Annotated in this window: 19 protein-coding genes; 11 read left to right on the top strand and 8 right to left on the bottom strand. The window is 70.9% G+C overall.

The genetic code is table 11. The annotated features are described in order from the left end of the window. Nucleotides 1–72 precede the first annotated feature (72 nt). The 3 genes from argS to PCA_RS16420 are packed head-to-tail and all read left to right on the top strand — an operon-like array spanning nucleotide 73 to nucleotide 3,267. Nucleotides 73–1,785 carry an arginine--tRNA ligase gene (gene argS / locus PCA_RS16410; protein ID WP_181303693.1) on the top strand — a complete coding sequence of 571 codons (1,713 nt, stop codon included), beginning with the start codon at nucleotides 73–75 and terminating at the stop codon, nucleotides 1,783–1,785. Beyond that, the gene (locus PCA_RS16415; RefSeq protein ID WP_181303694.1) at nucleotides 1,785–2,489 is read left to right on the top strand and encodes an SPOR domain-containing protein; all 705 of its coding nucleotides are present in this window, start codon (nucleotides 1,785–1,787) and stop codon (nucleotides 2,487–2,489) included. The genes argS and PCA_RS16415 overlap by 1 nt, the downstream gene beginning before the upstream one ends. Before the next feature lie 25 nt (nucleotides 2,490–2,514). After that, nucleotides 2,515–3,267 (top strand): SDR family NAD(P)-dependent oxidoreductase, encoded by a 753-nt coding sequence (locus PCA_RS16420; protein WP_181303695.1) that lies wholly within the window; start codon nucleotides 2,515–2,517, stop codon nucleotides 3,265–3,267. 42 nt (nucleotides 3,268–3,309) lie between these two features. Here the strand turns inward: PCA_RS16420 and PCA_RS16425 are convergent, their stop codons facing one another. The 4 genes from PCA_RS16425 to speA all read right to left on the bottom strand — a co-directional run bounded on the left by PCA_RS16425 (nucleotide 3,310) and on the right by speA (nucleotide 8,114). After that, nucleotides 3,310–4,503: a patatin-like phospholipase family protein gene (locus tag PCA_RS16425; protein WP_181303696.1), complete on the bottom strand. Its 1,194-nt coding sequence runs from the start codon at nucleotides 4,501–4,503 to the stop codon at nucleotides 3,310–3,312. A 4-nt stretch (nucleotides 4,504–4,507) separates the two neighbouring features. Beyond that, nucleotides 4,508–5,251 carry an acetoacetate decarboxylase gene (locus PCA_RS16430; RefSeq protein WP_181303697.1) on the bottom strand — a complete coding sequence of 248 codons (744 nt, stop codon included), beginning with the start codon at nucleotides 5,249–5,251 and terminating at the stop codon, nucleotides 4,508–4,510. A gap of 76 nt (nucleotides 5,252–5,327) precedes the next feature. Continuing rightward, on the bottom strand, nucleotides 5,328–6,113 hold the full coding sequence (locus PCA_RS16435) for a 3-hydroxybutyrate dehydrogenase (RefSeq protein WP_181303698.1): 786 nt from the start codon (nucleotides 6,111–6,113) through the stop codon (nucleotides 5,328–5,330). Between the two features lie 114 nt (nucleotides 6,114–6,227). After that, nucleotides 6,228–8,114, bottom strand: a complete 1,887-nt coding sequence (speA, locus tag PCA_RS16440; protein ID WP_181303699.1) for an arginine decarboxylase — start codon at nucleotides 8,112–8,114, stop codon at nucleotides 6,228–6,230. A 206-nt stretch (nucleotides 8,115–8,320) separates the two neighbouring features. Here speA and speE point away from each other — a divergent pair, with 206 nt between their 5' ends. Then, nucleotides 8,321–9,175 carry a polyamine aminopropyltransferase gene (speE, locus tag PCA_RS16445; protein ID WP_181303700.1) on the top strand — a complete coding sequence of 285 codons (855 nt, stop codon included), beginning with the start codon at nucleotides 8,321–8,323 and terminating at the stop codon, nucleotides 9,173–9,175. A gap of 45 nt (nucleotides 9,176–9,220) precedes the next feature. Here speE and PCA_RS17725 read toward each other — a convergent pair whose 3' ends face one another. Beyond that, nucleotides 9,221–9,415, bottom strand: coding sequence for an antitermination protein NusB (locus PCA_RS17725; protein ID WP_181303701.1), 195 nt, complete (start codon nucleotides 9,413–9,415; stop codon nucleotides 9,221–9,223). Between the two features lie 163 nt (nucleotides 9,416–9,578). Between PCA_RS17725 and PCA_RS16455 the strand changes: the two genes are divergently transcribed. The 4 genes from PCA_RS16455 to PCA_RS16470 all read left to right on the top strand — a co-directional run bounded on the left by PCA_RS16455 (nucleotide 9,579) and on the right by PCA_RS16470 (nucleotide 13,809). Beyond that, complete coding sequence (locus PCA_RS16455) at nucleotides 9,579–10,616, top strand: hypothetical protein (protein WP_181303702.1); 1,038 nt, start codon at nucleotides 9,579–9,581, stop codon at nucleotides 10,614–10,616. Between the two features lie 49 nt (nucleotides 10,617–10,665). Continuing rightward, the gene (locus tag PCA_RS16460; protein ID WP_181303703.1) at nucleotides 10,666–11,301 is read left to right on the top strand and encodes a ParA family protein; all 636 of its coding nucleotides are present in this window, start codon (nucleotides 10,666–10,668) and stop codon (nucleotides 11,299–11,301) included. Nucleotides 11,302–11,338: 37 nt separating this feature from the next. After that, nucleotides 11,339–11,812 carry a histidine phosphatase family protein gene (locus PCA_RS16465; RefSeq protein ID WP_181303704.1) on the top strand — a complete coding sequence of 158 codons (474 nt, stop codon included), beginning with the start codon at nucleotides 11,339–11,341 and terminating at the stop codon, nucleotides 11,810–11,812. A 107-nt stretch (nucleotides 11,813–11,919) separates the two neighbouring features. Further along, nucleotides 11,920–13,809, top strand: coding sequence for a phospholipase D family protein (locus PCA_RS16470; protein WP_181303741.1), 1,890 nt, complete (start codon nucleotides 11,920–11,922; stop codon nucleotides 13,807–13,809). A gap of 18 nt (nucleotides 13,810–13,827) precedes the next feature. Here the strand turns inward: PCA_RS16470 and hemF are convergent, their stop codons facing one another. After that, complete coding sequence (gene hemF, locus PCA_RS16475; RefSeq protein ID WP_181303705.1) at nucleotides 13,828–14,730, bottom strand: oxygen-dependent coproporphyrinogen oxidase; 903 nt, start codon at nucleotides 14,728–14,730, stop codon at nucleotides 13,828–13,830. Nucleotides 14,731–14,914: 184 nt separating this feature from the next. On the opposite strand from hemF, the gene PCA_RS16480 reads away from it, so the two are divergent. The 3 genes from PCA_RS16480 to PCA_RS16490 all read left to right on the top strand — a co-directional run bounded on the left by PCA_RS16480 (nucleotide 14,915) and on the right by PCA_RS16490 (nucleotide 17,524). Beyond that, nucleotides 14,915–16,099, top strand: coding sequence for a beta-ketoacyl-ACP synthase (locus tag PCA_RS16480; protein WP_219918896.1), 1,185 nt, complete (start codon nucleotides 14,915–14,917; stop codon nucleotides 16,097–16,099). A 157-nt stretch (nucleotides 16,100–16,256) separates the two neighbouring features. Continuing rightward, nucleotides 16,257–16,736, top strand: coding sequence for a beta-ketoacyl synthase chain length factor (locus tag PCA_RS16485; RefSeq protein ID WP_255436926.1), 480 nt, complete (start codon nucleotides 16,257–16,259; stop codon nucleotides 16,734–16,736). Further along, nucleotides 16,733–17,524 (top strand): glycosyltransferase family 2 protein, encoded by a 792-nt coding sequence (locus PCA_RS16490; RefSeq protein WP_181303742.1) that lies wholly within the window; start codon nucleotides 16,733–16,735, stop codon nucleotides 17,522–17,524. The genes PCA_RS16485 and PCA_RS16490 overlap by 4 nt, the downstream gene beginning before the upstream one ends. A gap of 10 nt (nucleotides 17,525–17,534) precedes the next feature. On the opposite strand, the gene PCA_RS16495 is transcribed toward PCA_RS16490, so the two are convergent. Together PCA_RS16495 and PCA_RS16500 are read right to left on the bottom strand one after the other, a co-directional pair. Beyond that, nucleotides 17,535–18,488 carry an acyltransferase gene (locus PCA_RS16495; RefSeq protein ID WP_181303708.1) on the bottom strand — a complete coding sequence of 318 codons (954 nt, stop codon included), beginning with the start codon at nucleotides 18,486–18,488 and terminating at the stop codon, nucleotides 17,535–17,537. Nucleotides 18,489–18,503: 15 nt separating this feature from the next. Then, on the bottom strand, nucleotides 18,504–18,776 hold the full coding sequence (locus PCA_RS16500; RefSeq protein ID WP_181303709.1) for a phosphopantetheine-binding protein: 273 nt from the start codon (nucleotides 18,774–18,776) through the stop codon (nucleotides 18,504–18,506). Nucleotides 18,777–18,785 lie beyond the last annotated feature (9 nt).

Genomic DNA, 18,785 nt, shown 5'->3' on the forward strand with positions numbered 1-18,785 from the left:
GGATGGGGGTGGCGATGGCCCGCTGCGCGCGTCTGCTAGGATTACCGGTTCCATCCCGGAATCGCCGCGCCCGTGAAAGCCCAGCTGCACGAACTGGTCCTCGAGGCCATCCACGCCCTGCAAACCCAGGCCGTCCTGCCCGCCGACCTGGCGATTCCTGGCTTCGTGATCGAGCGCACGCGCAGCCGCGAACACGGCGATTTCGCCTGCAACGCGGCGATGCTGCTGGCCAAGCATGTCCTCAGCCCCGTCGAAGGGGCCGCGCGCGCCAAGCCGCGCGAACTGGCCGAGAAGCTGGTGGCCGCGCTCCCGCCCGGTGAATTGCTGACCCGGGTGGAGATCGCCGGCCCCGGCTTCATCAATTTCTTCCTCGCCGCCGATGCCAGCCAGTCGCAGGTGCGCCGCATCCTCGAACAGGGCGCGCGCTACGGCCGCAGCGCACTGGGCGCGGGGCGCACCGTGGGCGTGGAATTCGTCTCGGCCAACCCCACCGGCCCGCTGCACGTGGGCCACGGCCGCAACGCGGCGCTGGGCGACTGCGTGGCGCGCCTGCTGGACGCCAGCGGCTGGGACGTGAAGCGCGAGTTCTACTACAACGACGCCGGCGTGCAGATCGCCAACCTTGCCGTCTCCACGCAGGCGCGCGCGCGCGGCCTCGCGCCGGGCGACGCCGGCTGGCCGCAGGACGGCTACCGCGGCGACTACATCGCCGACGTGGCCAAGGCCTACCTGGCCGGCGACAGCGTGACCGTGGAAGGCCACACCGTCGCCGGCGCGAAGGACGTGGAGAACCTCGACGCGATCCGCGCCTTCGCCGTGGCCTACCTGCGCCACGAGCAGAACCTGGACCTGCAGGCCTTCGGCGTGGGCTTCGACGTGTACTTCCTCGAATCCTCGCTCTACACCGACGGCAAGGTGGAGGAAGCCGTGCGCGAGCTGGTCGCCCACGGCCACACCTACGAGGAAGGCGGCGCGCTGTGGCTGAAGACCACCGACTTCGGCGACGACAAGGATCGCGTCATGCGCAAGTCGGATGGCACGTACACCTATTTCGTGCCGGACGTGGCCTACCACCTCAGCAAGTGGCAGCGCGGCTACGGCAAGGCGATCACCGTGCTGGGCTCGGACCACCACGGCTCGCTGGCGCGCGTGAAGGCCGGCCTGCAGGCGCTGGACGCGGGCATCCCCAAGGGCTACCCCGACTACCTGCTGTACCAGATGGTCACCGTGATGCGCGGCGGCGAGGAGGTGAAGATCTCCAAGCGCGCCGGCAGCTACGTCACCCTGCGCGACCTGATCGACGAAGTGGGCCGCGACGCCACGCGCTACTTCCTGATCTCGCGCAAGGGCGACTCGCAGCTGGTGTTCGACATCGACCTCGCCCGTTCGCAGACCAACGACAACCCGGTCTATTACATCCAGTACGCGCATGCCCGCGTATGCTCGGTGCTGCGCCAGGCTGGCGAGAAGGGATTCACGTTCGACCAGGACAACGGGCTGGCGCAGCTCGCGCGGCTGGACAACGAGCACGAGCAGGCCCTGCTCACCGAGCTGTCGCGCTACCCCGAGGTGGTGGAGGCGGCGGCGACGAACCTGGAGCCGCACCTGCTCGCCATCTGGCTGCGCGAACTGGCCAACGCGTTCCACACCTACTACAACTCGCACCAGTTCCTGGTCGAGGACAAGGACTTGCGCGACGCCCGCCTCGCCCTCGTGGTGGCCACCCGGCAGGTGCTGCGCAACGGTCTCGATTTGCTGGGCCTGGGCGCCCCGGAGAGCATGTGATGGCAGCACGCAAAGGCAAGGGCCGGCAGGCGGTACGCAACAGCGGCGGCGGCATTCCCGGCTGGGTCTGGGCCATCGTCGGCGTGCTCATCGGCGCCGTGGCGGTGATGGTGCTGATGCGCCACTCGCTGATGCCGATGGCGCCGAAGACCGGGCCGCAGGCGAATCCCCAGGCCACCGCCGAAACGCCGAGCGAAACCGGCGCGGTGGCGCCGGGCAACGCCGAGAGCACGGCGAAGAAGCCGCAATTCGACTTCTACTCCGTGCTGTCGGAGAAGGAAGTGCGCATTCCGGACGCCGAGATCAGCGCGCAGGCGAAGGCCGAGCAGCAGAAGCAGCAGGCCGCGGCGGCCGCGAACGCCCAGCCCGCGCCGGCCGCCGTGCCGCCCACGGCGCCCGGCAATACCCCGGTAGCCACCCAGAACGTGGTCGCCGCGCCCCCCGCCGCGGTGCCCAAGCCGTCCGCCGGCAGCGGCTACCTGCTGCAGGTCGGCGCGTTCCCGAACGCGGCCGATGCGGAAACCGTGAAGGCCAAGCTCGCCATGCAGGGCTTCGTGGCGAACGTGCAGTCGGTGCAGGTGAACGGCCAGACCTTCCACCGCGTGCGGCTGGGGCCGTTCCCCACCGCCAGCGCGCTGGAGTCCACCAAGCAACGCCTCGCCGGCGCCGGCATCAATTCGATCGCGCTGAAAGAAGGCAAGTAAGCCCCCTCGTCGAGGCAAGACCATCATGACCGTCAAGACCGCCTGGATCACCGGCGCCACCGCCGGTTTCGGCGCCGCCACCGTGGACCGCTTCGTGGCCGGCGGCTGGCGGGTGATCGCCAGCGGCCGCCGCGCCGAACGCCTGCAGCAACTGGCGGACCGGCACGGCGCCGGCAAGCTGCACACGGCGGCGTTCGACGTCCGCGACGAAGACGCCATGCGCGCCGCGGTCACCGGCCTGCCGGCGGACTTCGCCGGCATCGACCTGCTGGTGAACAATGCCGGCCTGGCGCTGGGCACCGCGCCGGCGCAGCAGGCCGATCTCGCGCAGTGGAAGCAGATGATCGACACCAACGTGACCGCGCTGGCGACGATGACCCATCTGCTGCTGCCGGGGCTGATCGAACGCCGCGGCGCCATCGTCAACATCAGCTCGATCGCGGGCAGCTACCCCTACCGCGGCGGCAACGTCTACGGCGGCACCAAGGCCTTCGTCACCCAGTTCTCGCAGAACCTGCGCACGGACCTGCACGGCACCGGCGTGCGCGTCACCTCGATCGAGCCGGGCATGGCCGAAACCGAATTCACCCTGGTGCGCACCAGCGGCGACAAGGCGGCTTCCGAGAAGCTCTACGCCGGCGCCCACCCGATCGCCGCCGGCGACATCGCCGACACGATCTGGTGGATCGCCAACCTGCCGCCGCACCTGGACATCACGCGCCTGGAAATCATGCCGGTGAGCCAGTCGGCGGCCGGCCTGCAGGTGCACCGGGACTAGCCGGCCGCGCGCCGCGGCGACGGCCACGGCGCGGGCGAACGCTCAGACGCCTTCCCCACCCCGGTGCACGTCGTGGGTGACGAACGGGCGCGCCGGGCCCGGCGGTTCCAGCCACTGCGGGTGCGACAGCGTGTGGTGCATGTCCGCGAGGCCGCTGTGCCAGTGTTCCTGCATGCTGCCGATGCTGAACTCGAAATCCTTGTAATGGCCTTCGTACGGCTTGTCGCGGTAGATCAGGTGGATCAGGTTGGTGCGCGCGCAGGACGCGGCCGCCTCGGCGCGGCGGTAGGCGGGGTCGCCGCGGCGCGCGGCCGGCACCAGCGCCATCAGGTCGTGCAGCAGGCGCTGCTGTTCCTGCATCAGGCGCATGTACTCGGTGATCATGCGGGTGCGGCTGGAATACTGGATGTCCTTGCTGCGCTCGGCGACGCCGCCCATGTCGCGCGGCAGCGGTCCCTGCGCGCTCCACAGATCGACCTGGAAGATCAGCGCGTCGCTGCTGCTCCGTCCGGTCAGGACCTTGTACAGCGGCGTGTTGGAGACCATGCCGCCGTCCCAGTAGTACTCGCCGCCGATCTCCACGGCGGGAAAGCCGGGCGGCAGCGCACCGGAGGCCATGAAGTGCTCGGCGCGCAGCGGCCCCTGCGTATTGTCGAAATAGGCGAAGTTGCCGGTGCGCACGTTCACCGCGCCCACCGAGACGCGCATGGCGCGCGCATCGTTGATGCGGTCGAAATCCGCCAGCCGCTCCAGCGTCGCGCGCAGCGGCGCCGTCTCGTACCAGCTCGCCGTGACCGGGGCCGGATGCGACTGCAGGAAGGGCGGCGGCATGCGCGGCACGAAGAAACCCGCCTGCCCCTCGGTCAGCGCCCGCCACGCCGCCCATGCGCTGAAGCCGTTCTGCACGGGCACCGGCCAGTCCGAGCTGTCGAACGCGGGAAGGGCCGGGAGCGCCGGCAGCAGCGCCGACTGGCAGATCGTGCTCCAGAATTCCTGCAGGCGCTCGACGCGCTTCTCCGGCGGATTGCCGGCGATGATCGCCGCATTCAGCGCGCCGATCGAGATGCCGGCGATCCAGTTGGGGTGCACGCCAGCCTCGGCCATCGCCTGGTACACGCCTGCCTGGTAGGCGCCCAGCGCACCGCCGCCCTGCAGCACCAGCGCGACGATCGGGTAAGTCTGCCCGACCGCCTCGGCAAGCGTCGGCGCGGCCGTCCTGTTCTTTCCGCCAGCCATGCGCTCAACCCTCCGCCAGGTAATCGTGCACCACCGTGCCCAGTTCCAGCGTGAGGTCGGTGATGTAGTGCACGGCCGATTCCACCTTGAGCACCGGCAGGTCGGCCACCGGCGCCAGCGCGTGCGGGTGCAGCTCCAGCGAGGCCGGCCCGGTCCAGGCGCCCTTGAGCGCGACGTTGCTGGTGAAGTAGCGGACCAGCTCGCAGATGCGCGGCGTGCCGTCCACGTGCGGGATGATCTTCAGCAGGTAGTTCGGCGCGGCGAGGCCGGCGAGCACGGCGGCATGGTCCGCCGCGCGATGCTTGAAGCCCATGGTGGCCTTGGCCACGCGCACCTTGCCGTAATCCAGCGTGCCGACCAGGGTGTCGATCTCGGTTTCCAGCACCGGGCTGGCGAGTTTCTTCGGGAAGCCCCACAGCTCGCGGCCGCCGGCGATCGGCGGATGGTCGTCGAGGTACATCGAGTGCACGTAGCCGCCGCGCTCGCCGCGGAAGCTCACCGGGATCACCTGGCCGGATTCGGTGTAGTCGCCGAAGCCGGTGGAGTCCGGCATGCGGATGAATTCGTACCTGACCAGCGGCTCGGCGACTTCGAGCGGCTCGGGCACCACCGCGCGCAGTGCGTCGGGGTCGGTGCGGTAGGTGACGACCAGGAACTCGCGGTTGACGAAGCGGTACGGTCCCGGCGGGAAGGCCGGGCTGGTCAGCGGCATGGCGAAGGCGTTCGCCTTCACGTCGGCGATCTTCATGGGCGTTTCCTCGTGGCGCTGCGGCGGGCGTGCGCCGTCCGGCGCACGCAGCGGGTATGGCGCGGGAAAACGCGGCTTACTGCATGTACCAGCCGTGGCTCACCACGAAGCTCTGCCCGGTCAGCGCGGCCGACGGGAAGGTGGCGAGGTAGAGCGCGGTCTGCGCGATGTCGTCGACCGTGGTGAACACGCCGTCCACGGTGTCCTTCAGCATCACGTTCTTGATCACGTCGGCCTCGCTGATGCCCAGCTCCCTGGCCTGCTCGGGAATCTGCTTCTCCACCAGCGGCGTGCGCACGAAGCCGGGGCAGATCACGTGCGAGCGCACGTTGTGCTCGGCGCCTTCCTTCGCCAGCGTGCGCGCCAGGCCCAGCAGGCCGTGCTTGGCCGCCACGTAGGGCGCCTTGAGCTTGGACGCTTCGTGCGAATGCACCGAGCCCATGTAGATCACGATGCCGCCGCGGTTGCCCTGGTACATGTGGCGCAGCGCGGCGCGGGTGGTGAGGAAGCCGCCGTCGAGGTGGATCGCCAGCATCTTCTTCCAGTCGGCGTAGCTGAACTGGTCGATCGGGTTGATGATCTGCACGCCTGCGTTGGAGATCAGGATGTCCAGCGCGCCGAAGGTGGCGACCACCTTGTCGGTGCCCGCATCCACCGCGGCCTCGTCGGTGACGTCCATCGCGATGCCGATGGCCTTGCCGCCCGCGGCGTTGATCTCGGCCGCCGCCGCATCCGCCGCCTGCTGGTTGATGTCGCAGATCGCCACCTTGGCGCCCTGCTTCGCGTACAGCTCCGCGATCGCCTTGCCGATGCCGCTGGCCGCGCCGGTGATGAGGGCCACCTTGCCGTCGAGACTGCTCATGATGCTGCTCCTTGTGGGGGAAATCGCATTGTAGGGAACAGGTATGACTGCACTATCGGGCTTTAGTGCGACGCAAGATCCTTCTCTCCCGCACGCGGGAGGAAACGCGGCGGCTCAACCTTCCTCGGCGAGGTAGGTATAGGCGGTGAGGCCACCGTCCAGCGCGCGGTACAACTGCTCCGCCGCATCGCCCGCGATCCCCGCGGCGGCGATGCGCTCGCGGTAGCTGGCGCGCAGCACGGCGAGGTCGTAGCCCACGTAGTCCAGCATCAGGTCGGTGGTGTCGCCGCGGCGCTTGTGCGCAAAGACATGCGAGTCGCCGGCTACGCGCACGTTCACTGCATCGGTGTCGCCGAACAGGTTGTGGATGTCGCCGAGCGTCTCCTGGTAGGCGCCCACCATGAAGATGCCGAGGCGGTAGCTCTCGCCGTGCTTCAGCGCGTGCAGCGGCAGCGAGACGTCCACGCCCTCGGCGTCGACGTAGTGGTCGATGCGGCCGTCAGAGTCGCAGGTGAGGTCGACGATCGCGCCGCGCCGCGTGGGCTGCTCGTCCAGCCGCGCGATCGGCGCGATCGGGAAGATCTGCTCGATCGCCCAGATGTCGGGCACCGATTCGAACACCGAGAAGTTGACGAAGTACTTGTCCACCAGCTTCTCGTCCAGCTCGTCCAGCGCGGCGCGATGCGAGCGTTCGCCGGGCAGCAGGCGCGCGCGCACCGCGTTGGCGATGGCGTAGTACATCTCGTCCAGCCGCGCGCGGTCGGTCAGCGCGAGCTGGCCCAGCGCGTACAGCGCCTGGCCTTCGGCAAGGTGGTGCTGGGCCTCGTGGAACAGTTCCAGCGCGGGGCGCTGGTCGAGTTCGGCGTGCACCTCGCGCAGGCGGCGCAGCACGGCCGGCTCGTCGTCGCGCGGGGCGGAGATCGCGCCCTGCGGCACCTCCTCCACCTCGCTCACGTTGACCACCAGCACGGCGTGGTGCGCGGTCATCGCGCGGCCGGCCTCGGTGAGGATGTGCGGGGCCTTCAGGCCTTCCGCCTCCACCGCCTCGGCCAGCGACTGCACGATGGTGGCGGCGTACTGCTCGATCGAATAGTTGATCGAGTTGTGGCTGCGCGAGCGAGAGCCTTCGTAATCCACGCCCAGGCCGCCGCCCACGTCCACGATCTCCAGCGGCACGCCCATGCGGGTGAGCTCGACGAAATAGCGCGTGGCCTCGCGCATGCCGTTGGCGATGTCGCGCACGTTGGAGATCTGCGAGCCCATGTGGAAGTGCTGCAGCTTCAGCGCGTGCTTGAGCCCGGCCTTGTCCAGCCGCCCGATGAGGGTGAGCACCTGCGCGGGCGACAGGCCGAACTTGCCCTTGTCGCCGCCGGTGTTCTGCCACTTGCCGGCGCCGATGGAGGCGAGGCGCACGCGCACGCCGAGCAGCGGCTCCACGTCCAGCGCCTTCGCCTCGGCGAACACGTGGTCCAGCTCGGAGAGCTTCTCGATCACGATGTGCACGCGCAGGCCGAGCTTCTTGCCGATCAGCGCGAGGCGGATGTATTCGCGGTCCTTGTAGCCGTTGCAGACCACGATGGAGCCGGGCCGGGCCATCGCCAGCACCGCCATCAGTTCGGGCTTGGAGCCGGCCTCCAGGCCGAAGCCCTCGGTGCCCGCGGCCACCAGCTCGCCGGCCACGCCGCGCTGCTGGTTCACCTTGATCGGGTAGATGGCGGTGTAGCCGGCGCCGTAGCTCCACTCGGCGATGGCCTTGGCGAACGCGGCCTGCAGCCGGGCCAGGCGGTCGGCGAGGATGTCCGGGAAGCGCACCAGCAGCGGCAGGCGCAGGCCTTCGGCGCGGGCGCGCTCGACGATGGCCGGCAGCGACAGCGCCGGGCCGCGCGCGCCCTGCGGACGCACCGCGATCTCGCCGGCCTCGTTGACATCGACGTAGCCGTCGCCCCAGTGGGCAACGGCGTAGGTGTGGCGGGCGTCAGCGACGGTCCAGGGCTTCGACATGGGGGGTCTCCTTGCGGGAAGGCATGTCGTCGCAGCGGCGAGCCTTGACGCGGGGAAGCACGATGGGCCGGAAGCCTCGCACGCCGCGGGGCCGATCATGCCGGCCGGGGCGCATCGCGCACCGGAAAGGCCATTGTAACAGCCCATTCGCGACAGCTCGGCTACAATGACCGGCCTTGTCACGCGCCCATCCGCCAGGAACACCCATGTCGCAGCAGATCAGCTGGTTCACCGAGGCCCACCAGGCTTCCGGCTCCTCCATCGGCTTCCGTACCGAGCAACTGCTGCACGCGGAGAAGACGCCGTTCCAGACCATCGAGATCCACCAGACCACGGACTGGGGCAAGCTGATGGTGATCGACGGCTGCGTGATGCTCACCACCCGCGACAACTTCCTCTACCACGAGATGATGACCCACCCCGCGCTGTTCACCCATGCGCGCGCCAAGCGCGTGGTGATCATCGGCGGCGGCGACTGCGGCACGCTGCGCGAGGTGCTCAAGCACGAGGAAGTGGAGCACGCCGTGCAGGTGGAGATCGACGAGCGCGTGACCCGCCTCGCCGAGGAATACTTCCCCGAGCTGTGCGAGTCGAACGGCGACCCGCGCGCCGAGCTGCTGTTCATCGACGGCATCAAGTACATGGCCGAGGCCGAGCCGGAGTCGATCGACCTGGTGATCGTGGATTCCACCGATCCGGTGGGCCCCGCCGAAGGCCTGTTCAACGCCGCGTTCTACGCGAGCTGCTTCAAGGCGCTGCGCCACGGCGGCCTGCTGGTGCAGCAGAGCGAATCGCCGCTGGCGCACCTGGAGCTGATCAAGTCGATGCGCGCCGCGATGCGCACCGCCGGCTTCAACGCCGTGAAGACCCTGCCCTTCCCGCAACCCTGCTACCCCACCGGCTGGTGGAGCTGCACCATGGCGCGCAAGGGCGGCGACCTCAGCGGCTTCCGCGAGCGCGGCGCGCTCAGCAAGAACTTCGCTACCCGCTACTACAACGCCGAGATCCACAAGGGCGCGCTGGCCCAGCCGGAGTTCATGCGCGAGGCGCTGGGCGAATAAGGGGCGGAACCGGGCAACGCCGCGCGCCGAATCCCCGCCCCGGCTCTAGAACATCTTCGCCCGCTGCTTCGGCAGCAGCACCAGCGCCAGCGTCGCCAGCGGCCCGAACGGCACCGAGAGCAGGAACCACAGCAGCCCGCTGCGGTTCTTGCCTTGCGCCAGCCCCGCGTTGATCAGCGCCAGCGTGCCCCAGCCGGCGAACCAGGGCGCGCCCTCGGCGAAACTGGAAAAATGATTCACTGCATGTCCTCCGGCCCCTGTGCTGTGGAGCGCGCCGGGCGCGCGAACGGGCCTCATCCTAGCAACCGTGGCCGCCGCCGGCGCGCGCAGGCTCAGTCGGCGTTCAGAGCATCCTCAACGGGGCGCCGCTAAGCTGGCGCCTCCGTTATCGATGGAGCACCCCATGCGCGGATGGCATAGCCTCGCCCTTGCCGGCACCCTGGCGTTGATCGCCGCACCCGCGGCGCGCGCCGCCACGCCCATGGCCGAGCCCGCCGCCGGTAATGCCCGCGAGCAGGCGCTGCAGGCGTTCCAGCACGACCTGGTCAGCGTGCTGGCGTTGCGCGCCACCGCGCAGCCGCTGCTGGGCGCCGCGCTGCTTGCCCGCCCGCTGCCGCAGCAGCCCAGGACCGGCAGCTTCCACGCGCTGATCAGCCGCGCCGCCGCGGCCAGCGACGCCGGCCCCGCCGTGCAGTGGATGCGCCTGGCCGACTGCGACCCCAAGGGCGACGCCTGCCCGAACGCCGGCGCGCTGCGCAAGCTCACCGAGCTGGCGCCGGACAACGCCGCGGTGTGGCTGCTCAAGCTGGGCACGGACACCCGCAACATGAAGACCGAGGGCGCGCGCGCGGACCTGGCGAAAGCCGCGGACGCCAGGACCTACGACGACTACACCGGCAGCAGCCTGGCGGCGCTGGCCGAGGTGGTGGACGCGCTGCCGCCCCCGCCGGCCACGCAGGGCGCGGGCGGCCCGCTGGGCGTGCAGGCGCTGATCGTGCTCGGCAACGCCCGCATGCAGCCGCGGCCCGCGCTGCCGGTGGTGGCGCAGACCTGCGACAACGCGGGCGACGACGACGCGCTCAAGGCCGACTGCCGCAAGCTGGGCAAGCTGCTGGAACTGGGCTCCAGCCCGCTCGCGCAATCGCTGGGCCTGCACCTGCGCGAAGTGCTGGGCGACCCGGCGGAACAGGCCGGCGCGCACGAGCAGCGGCGCAACCTGATCTGGCAGGTGCAGAACTACTCGCAGCTGGCGCTGCGCGCCCAGGACGATCCCGCCCTGGCGCAGCGGCTGCTGGCCACCGCGAAACAGGGCGGCACCGAGATGAGCCAGATGATCGCGGTGCTGCGCGCCAGCGGCGTCTCCGTCACCGCGCCGGGTAGCTGGCAGCCGCCGGCCCCGGAGGCCGGGCAGGCCGCTCCCGCTCCGGCACACTCCCCATGACCGGGAACACCGGTTAGGCTTGGCCCACCTTCGCGGAACGGGGCGACCCATGCTTACGACGCTGGTGGCAAGCAGCAAGGGCGGTTGCGGCAAGAGCACGCTGGTGACGCAGCTGGCGTCGCACTGGGCACAGGCCGGCCAGAACACCGCCATCGTGGACGCCGACCGCCAGGGTTCCAGCTACCGCTGGGCCGGGCGGCGCCCCGACAACGTACCGGGCGTGCTGGGTCTGGAAGGCGGCCGCAAGGCGCTGCAGCGGGTGCCCCCGGACACCCGGCAGCTGCTGATCGACACCGCGGCCGGCTCCGGCGAGCGCGAGCTCGAGCCCTACATCGAGGAGGCCACGGTGCTGCTGGTGCCGGTGCTGCCGTCCAGCTTCGACCTCGACGCCACCACCCACTTCCTGGACGAGCTGCAGGCGATCAAGCGCATCCGCACCGGCAAGCTGCCGGTGGCGCTGGTGGCGAACCGCCTCAAGCCGTGGACCCGCGCCAGCCAGGAGGCGGTGGAGCGGCTGGCCGCCGAATCGCCGTTCCCGGTGGTCGCCCAGTTGCGCGACAGCCAGGCCTACGTGCTGCTCACCGCGCTGGGCAAGGGCATCTTCGATTACCAGTCCGAACAGGTGCGCAACCACCAGGAGGACTGGAAACCGCTGCTGCGCTGGATCAAGCGCCACGCCGCCTGAGCGCGCCGCGCCCACCTTTCACCGGAGTCTTCCATCCATGCACGAACTGATCCTGCTGCGCCACGCCGAGGCGGTGCCCGCCGAAGGCCACGGCAACGATCACCAGCGCCCGCTGAGCGAACACGGCCGGCGCGAGGCGCAAGACGCCGGCGCGTGGCTGGCCAAACACGGGGCGCGCCCGCTGCGCGCGCTGTGCTCGCCCGCCCGGCGCGCCGAGGAGACCGCGCAGCTGGCGCTGGCCGCGCTGGCCGACCCGCCGCCGCTGCAGCAGGCCGGCGAGATCTACGACGCCACGCCCGGCGAACTGCTGGCCCTGCTGGACCAGCACGCCGACGCCGGAACGGTGATGCTGGTGGGCCACAACCCCGGCATCGAACGGCTGGTGGCCCTGCTGGTGGAGGGCCGTTCCGACGAATTCCGCGGCATGCCGCCGGCGGGACTGGCGGTGCTGCACCTCAACGGCCCGCTGGAGCCCGCCAGCGCGCGGCTGGACGCGTTCTGGTCGCCCTGATCCGCCGATCCCGCGGCAACGGCGCGCGGGCGACGGAACGGAAGGCCCCGGAGGCTGTCCCAACGCGGCCCCTCCCGGGGCACGATGCCCCGCCCATGCCACCGTCCATGTCGCCCCGCTGGCTACTGCTCCCCATCCTGCTGCTCGTCGCGCTGCTGCAAGGCTGCACGCTGAGCCGCGCCCAGATCCGCGAGGCCGGCGCCATCGTCGCCGCCAGTCCCGGCCGCGAGGACACCTGCCACCAGGCCGACCACTGCGCCACGCCCTCGCCCCTGCTCGAAGCCGCGCAGCAGGCGATCGCCGAATCCACGCCCGCGCAGCCGGTCAACACCGTCGCCCTGCTCGACGACAGCGAGGCCGCGCTGGCGGCGCGCATCAGCCTGATCCGCGCGGCGCAGCACAGCATCGACGTGCAGACCTACATCTGGGACGAGGACGACATCGGCCAGCTGGTGCTCAACGAACTGGTGCAGGCCGCGCGGCGCGGGGTGCAAGTGCGCATCCTCGCCGACCAGCTGTTCTCGTTCGGCGACGTCGACCTGCTCGACCGCCTCGCCCGGGCCAGCCCCAACCTGCAGGTGAAGCTGTACAACCCCACCTTCCACAACGCGCAGACGCCGCCGCTGGAATTCGCCGCCGGCATCGCGTGCTGCTTCATGAAGTTCAACCAGCGCATGCACAACAAGCTGCTGCTGGTGGACGACGCCATCGGCATCACCGGCGGGCGCAACTACCAGAACCGCTATTTCAACTGGGACCCCGACTTCGACTACGTGGACCGCGACGTGATGGCCGGCGGCCCGGTGGGCCGGGAGATGGCCGAGAGCTTCGCGCTGTTCTGGAACCACAAGCGTTCCGTGCCGCTGATCCGCCTGCGCGACGTCAACCGGCGCATCCGCAGCGACACGGCGCCGCCCGGCTGGCCCGCGCCGCACTACACCGATCCGGCGCGGGTGGCGCGCGTGCAGGCCGATGCGGAGGATCCCGACTGGCTGGCCGCGTGGATCGGCGACGACACCCTGCGCGTGAGCCAGGTGAACTATTTCAGCGACCTGCCGGCCAAGACCGACGAACCGCACAAGCGCGACGCCCTCGAACTCACCGCCCGCCTGATGCGCATGCTCGCCGGGGCGAAGCAGGAAGTGGTGCTGCAGACGCCCTACCTGGTGCTGAGCACGCGCGCGCAGAACCTGTTCAAGCGCCTGCACAAGGCAGATCCGCCGCCCCGCATCATCGTTTCCACCAACTCGCTGGCGGCCACCGATGCGTTCGCGGTCTACGCACTCTCCTACAAGCACCGCCTGCGCTACCTCACCGAGTACGGCTTCCAGATCCACGAACTGAAACCGCACGCCGAAAGCGCCGAGGAAGACTGGGAAGAGGCCAACGAGGACCAGGACGCCGGCCCCACCGGCCAGCCCATCGTCCACGGCGGCAAGAAGCGCGGGCGTTTCCCCGGCAACGAGCGCCGCCCCGGCCTGTTCGGCAGCAGCGGCAAGCGCAACCGGCCCGCGCCGCTGCGCAGCAGCGGCCGCCGCTACAGCCTGCACGCCAAATCCATGGTGGTGGACGGCCGCTTCGCGATGGTCGGCTCGCACAACTTCGACCCGCGCTCGGACCACTACAACACCGAGGCCGGGGTGATCGTCTACGACCCGCGCTTCGCCGACGCGGTGCGCGACTCGATCCTCGAGGACACGCTGCCGCAGAACGCCTGGGTCATCGCCCGCACCGAGCCCACCATCCCCGTCCTGGGCGACATCAGCGAGGGCATCGCCGACGTCTCCTCGCGGCTGCCGCTGTTCGACCTGTGGCCGTTCCGCTACGCGACGAGCTACGAGATCAAGCCCGGCTGCGCTCCGCTGGCCCCCGACAACCCGAAATTCAAGGAATGCTACACGCCGGTGGGCGACTTCCCCGACGTGGCGGTTTCGCCGAAGCTGATCTACACGCGGCTGATCACCGCGTTCGGGGCGGGCGTGAAGGGCATCCTGTGAGCGGCACGGCCACGCGGCCTACACCCACTCCCGCGGCTTGAGGTATTCCGCCAGCCGCGCCTCGGCCGAGCCGGGTTCGGGCGCGTAGGCATACTCGAAACGCACCCGCGGCGGCAGGCTCATCAGGATCGATTCCGTGCGCCCGCCCGACTGCAGCCCGAACAGCGTGCCGCGGTCGTAGACCAGGTTGAACTCCACGTAGCGGCCGCGCCGGTACAGCTGGAATTCGCGCTCGCGCTCGCCATACGGCGTGTCGCGCCGCCGCGCCGCGACCGGCAGGTAGGCGTCGAGGAAACCCTGGCCCACGGCCCGGGTGAAATCGAGGCAGCGTTCGAAGCCGCCTTCGTTGAGGTCGTCGTAGAACAGGCCGCCCACGCCGCGGGTCTCGCCACGGTGCTTGAGATGGAAGTACTCGTCGCACCATTTCTTGTAGCGCGGGTAGACCTCCGCGCCGAACGGCGCGCACAGGTCGCGCGCCACCGTGTGCCAGTGCACCGCGTCCTCGTCGAAGGGGTAGTACGGGGTGAGGTCGAAACCGCCGCCGAACCACCACACCGGTTCCACGCCCTCCTTGCTGGCCTCGAAGTAGCGCACGTTGGCGTGCGTGGTCGGCACGTAGGGGTTCTTCGGGTGCAGCACCAGCGACACGCCGGTGGCGATGAAGCTGCCGCCGGCCAGGTCGGGGCGGTGCGCGGTGGCGCTGGGCGGCAACTGGTGGCCGGAGACGCGCGAGAAGTTCACGCCCGCCTGCTCGAACAGCGCGCCGTCGCGCAGCACGCGGGTACGCCCGCCGCCGCCCGCCGGGCGCGTCCACGCGTCCTCGACGAAACGCGCGCCGCCGTCCAGCCGCTCCAGCTCGGTGCAGATGCGGTCCTGCAGTTCGCGCAGGAAGGTTTCGGCCCGGTCGGCTTGCTCGCTCATCGGTGCTGCTCCGTCGTGATCGACGCGAGCTTAGCAAGAGTGGCCGCCGTCGCCGCTGCGGCGAGGAGCCGCGCGGGTCCGTCGCCGACCGCGAAGCGCCGCTGAACACCCCGCATCACTGCCGGAATACAGGCTAGGCAGCGCGAAAAACGCTCGCTAGGCTGCATCAACGATGAGGACACCCATGACTCCACTGGCGATCGGCGCCTGCACCGTCTCCTCCGCGCTGGGCTGCGGATTGGCGGCGCAGCACGACGCGCTGCGGCACGGCCGCGGCGGCCTGCGCCCCAACGATTTCGGCAGCGCGCCGCGGCTGGGCTGGATCGGCCGCGTGGACGGCGTGGAAGCCGTCGCCCTGCCCGCCGGGCTCGCCAACTGGGATTGCCGCAACAACCGCCTCGCCTGGCTGGGCCTGCAACAGGACGGCTTCCTCGACCGCGTGCACGCCGCACGCGCCCGCTACGGCGCACATCGCGTGGCGCTGCTGCTCGGCACCTCCACCGCCAGCATCGGCACCACCGAGGAGGCGTATCGCCGGCTCGACGCCGACGGCCGCTTCCCTGTCGACCTGCGCCGCCCCGCCCTGCACGCGCCCGACTCGCTGACTGCGTTCGCCGCGGCCGCGCTGGGGCTGGAAGGGCCATGCCTCACGATCTCCACCGCCTGCTCGTCCAGCGCCAAGGTGTTCGCCAGCGCGGCGCGCCTGCTCGCGCTGGGCCTGGCCGACGCCGCCGTGGTGGGCGGCGTGGACAGCCTCTGCGACAACGTGCTGTTCGGCTTCAACGCGCTGGAGCTGATCGCGCCCGCCGGCTGCCGGCCGTTCGACGCGAACCGCGACGGCATCTCGATCGGCGAGGCGGCCGGCTTCGCGCTGCTGGAGCGCTTGGACGCCGCGCCCGACGCCCCGCGCCTGCTCGGCTACGGCGAGGCCAGCGACGCCTGGCACATGTCCTCGCCGCATCCCGACGGCCATGGCGCCGAACTCGCGCTGGACGCGGCGCTGGCCCGCGCGGGGCTGGACGCGGCCCGGGTCGACTACGTGAACCTGCACGGCACCGCCAGCCGGCAGAACGACGCGATGGAGGCCGCGCTGGTGGGGCGCCGCTTTCCCGCGCACGCCCGCGCCAGCTCCACCAAGGGCTACACCGGCCACACCCTGGGCGCGGCGGGCATCGTGGAAGCGACGATCGCGCTGCAGGCGATCGAGCACGGCTTCGTGCCCGGCAACCTCGGCGCCGCCACGCCCGATCCGGCCTGCGGCCCGCAATTCGCGTGGGAAGGCGAATCGCGGCAGGTCGACGTGGCGCTGAGCAATTCCTTCGGTTTCGGCGGCAACAACGCCTGCCTGATCTTCGGACGCGCCGCATGAACGCGCTGCAGCTGCACGTCGAAGGCATCGGCCTGTGGTCGCCGTGGGCGGAGGCGAACACGCAGGCCAGCGTGGTCGGGTCGCGTCCGCTCATCGCCAGCGCCTGGCCGGCCACTTCCACCGCCAGCCGCACGCTTTCCGGTGCGCGGCGGCCGAGTTGTCGCCCACCCGCTTCCACCATTCCGTGCACAACGCGCCGGCCGGATACTGGACCATCGCCACCGGTTGCCGCGCGCCGTCCAGCGCGGTCTGCGCGGGCGCCCGCACGTTCGGCGCCGCGCTGCTGGAAGCGGCGACCCAGGCGCTGGCCGAGCGGCGCCCGGTGCTGCTGGCGTGCTACGACATCGCCGGACACGGCCCGCTGCTGGAGATGACCGCCTGCACCCACGCCTTCGGCTGCGCCCTGCTGCTGGCGCCGGAAGCCGGCGCGACCACGCTGGCCACGCTGCGGCTGCAGACCTCGACCAATCACGCTGCATCCACGCCGCTGCCGGCTACGCTCGTTGCCGAAGCGCAGGGCAATCCCGCGGGTGTCGCGCTGGAGCTGCTCGCGCCGCTGGCCGGGAACGGTGGCCGCTGCCGCCTCGCCATCGCCCCCGCACTGGATCTGCTGGTCGACGTGGAGCGCATCGCCTGAACGCTGCCCTGCCCCGCTGGTGCGTGCTGATCCCCTGCCTCAACGAGGAGCGGGCGATACGCGGCGTGGTCGAATCGGTACTCGCGCTGGGCGCGCCGGTGATCGTGGTCGACGACGGCTCGGACGACCGCACGCCCGCCATCCTCGCCACGCTGCCGGTGACGTTGCTGCGCCACACGCAGCGCCTCGGCAAGGGGCAGGCCTTGCGCGACGGCTTCCGCGAGGCGCTGCGCCAGGGTTACGAGGCGGTGCTGACCATGGACGGCGACGGCCAGCACCTGGCCGCCGACATCCCCCGCATCGTGGCCGCTGCGGCCGCCTGTCCCGGCCAGCTGGTGATAGGCGCGCGCCTGCTGGACAAGGCGCAGCAGCCCAAGGCGCGCCGCCGCGCGAATGCGTTCGCGGACTGGGGCATCTCCTGGGGTTGCGGCCAGCCGGTGGCGGACACGCAGAGCGGCCAGCGCTGGTATCCGCGCGCCGCGCTGGACCTGGCCGACCTGCCCGCCGAGGATTTCGTGTTCGAGGCGGCGATCCTGATCGCCGCGTCGCGCGAGCTGGGCATGGGCGTGGTCGCGGTGCCGATCGCCTCGCGCTACCCGGCCACCGCGCGGCACAGCCACCTGCTGCCGGTGCGCGACACCTTGCGCATCACCGCCTACACCATAGGCCGCGTGCTGCACTACGGCCGGGTGGCGCGCAGCTACCGGCGTTCGCACACCGCGCCGCGGGTGATCGACAGTGCGCCGGAAGGCAGCCCCGCGCTTGCGCCCATGCACGGCACGCGCTGAGCGCGGCGCCTCACTCCGCGTCGCGGCGGTGCGCTGCGTGCGCGCCGGTGTCGGCGGCGGGCGCCGGCTGCCAGAAATCGTGGAAGTTGAACCAGTTGTACGGCAATGCCCGCACGTAGTGCTCCAGCCGGGCGGCGTAGCGCGCCAGCAGCGCGTCCAGCGCCGGGCCGCGGCTGTCGCGCGGGATCGCCACCCGTTCGGCGAACGGTTCGAACACCAGCCGGTAGCGATTGCCGCCCAGGTACAGGCCGAAGCACAGCAGCACCGGCACCTGCAGCGCGTTCGCCAGCAGCCACGGCCCCACCGGCAGCGGCGCCGGCGCGCCGAGGAATTCCACCGTGCGCTGCGCCTCCTGCTCGCCGGCCCGATCGGCCAGCAAGGCCACCATCGCGCCCTGGCGGCAGGCCTCGGCCGCGGCCAGCACCACGCTGGCGCCACCTTGCGAGGCATCGATCACCGCCGCGCCCACGTCCGGCGCCAGCTCTTCCAGCAGCTCGGTCATGGCCGGCGTCTTGCCCTTGTCCAGCACCACGCGCAGCGTCGCGTCGGGGCGCCGCGCACTGAGCGCGCGCAGCGCCTCGAAGCTGCCCTGGTGCGAACCAACCAGCAGCACGCCACGCCCCTCGGCGATGCGGCGTTCCAGTTCCGGCAGCCCCTCGATCTCGATGCGGAAGCCGCGCTCGCCGTGGGCCAGCAGGTAGATCCGGTCCAGCGAGGTGGCGGCAAAGGCGTGAAACTGGCGCAGCATCTCCCCCACGCCGGGCGGGCGCCCGAACACGCGCGCGAGGTATTGCCGCGAGGCGCGCCGCTCGGTACCGCGGCGCAGGAAGAAGTACAGCGTCACCGGATACAGCAGCAGGCGGCCGAAGCGCCGGCCGCCGAGCAGCGCCAGCGTGCGGATCAGCCAGATGGCGAAGCGACCGCCGCCTTCGCGCTGCTGGCGCCAGTGCAAGGCCTCGCTCATGGCGTCACGGCGGGCTCAGCCGGGCGCGCGGTGCGCTTCGACGAAAGCGCTGAGCTCGCGCAGGCTGGCGAAGATGTGCTTGTTGTCGGGGTGGTCCGAGCGCAACTGGAAGCCGTAGTGCCTGGACACCGCCAGCGCGATCTCCAGCGCGTCGATGGAATCCAGCCCCAGCTCGCCGCCGAACAGCGGCGCGTCCGGGTCGAGCGTGGCCGGATCGACCGCTTCGAGGTTCAGGCTTTCCACGATCAGGGTGGCCAGCTCGTGCTGGGCGGCAGTCAATTCGGCCATGTGCGTGAA

Origin of the sequence: Rhodanobacter sp. PCA2 (genome assembly GCF_013620825.1) — a bacterium.
GTDB lineage: Bacteria > Pseudomonadota > Gammaproteobacteria > Xanthomonadales > Rhodanobacteraceae > Rhodanobacter_A.

Coding starts and splice junctions, on each gene's coding strand:
- PCA_RS16460 (WP_181303703.1), top strand. CDS start 10,666: ATGCTTACGACGCTGGTGGCAAGCAGCAAGGGCGGTTGCGGCAAGAGC.
- PCA_RS16420 (WP_181303695.1), top strand. CDS start 2,515: ATGACCGTCAAGACCGCCTGGATCACCGGCGCCACCGCCGGTTTCGGC.
- PCA_RS16415 (WP_181303694.1), top strand. CDS start 1,785: ATGGCAGCACGCAAAGGCAAGGGCCGGCAGGCGGTACGCAACAGCGGC.
- PCA_RS16500 (WP_181303709.1), bottom strand. CDS start 18,776: ATGGCCGAATTGACTGCCGCCCAGCACGAGCTGGCCACCCTGATCGTG.
- PCA_RS16430 (WP_181303697.1), bottom strand. CDS start 5,251: ATGAAGATCGCCGACGTGAAGGCGAACGCCTTCGCCATGCCGCTGACC.
- PCA_RS16435 (WP_181303698.1), bottom strand. CDS start 6,113: ATGAGCAGTCTCGACGGCAAGGTGGCCCTCATCACCGGCGCGGCCAGC.
- PCA_RS16495 (WP_181303708.1), bottom strand. CDS start 18,488: ATGAGCGAGGCCTTGCACTGGCGCCAGCAGCGCGAAGGCGGCGGTCGC.
- speA (WP_181303699.1), bottom strand. CDS start 8,114: ATGTCGAAGCCCTGGACCGTCGCTGACGCCCGCCACACCTACGCCGTT.
- PCA_RS16455 (WP_181303702.1), top strand. CDS start 9,579: ATGCGCGGATGGCATAGCCTCGCCCTTGCCGGCACCCTGGCGTTGATC.
- PCA_RS16470 (WP_181303741.1), top strand. CDS start 11,920: ATGTCGCCCCGCTGGCTACTGCTCCCCATCCTGCTGCTCGTCGCGCTG.
- hemF (WP_181303705.1), bottom strand. CDS start 14,730: ATGAGCGAGCAAGCCGACCGGGCCGAAACCTTCCTGCGCGAACTGCAG.
- PCA_RS16465 (WP_181303704.1), top strand. CDS start 11,339: ATGCACGAACTGATCCTGCTGCGCCACGCCGAGGCGGTGCCCGCCGAA.
- PCA_RS16425 (WP_181303696.1), bottom strand. CDS start 4,503: ATGGCTGGCGGAAAGAACAGGACGGCCGCGCCGACGCTTGCCGAGGCG.
- speE (WP_181303700.1), top strand. CDS start 8,321: ATGTCGCAGCAGATCAGCTGGTTCACCGAGGCCCACCAGGCTTCCGGC.
- PCA_RS16480 (WP_219918896.1), top strand. CDS start 14,915: ATGACTCCACTGGCGATCGGCGCCTGCACCGTCTCCTCCGCGCTGGGC.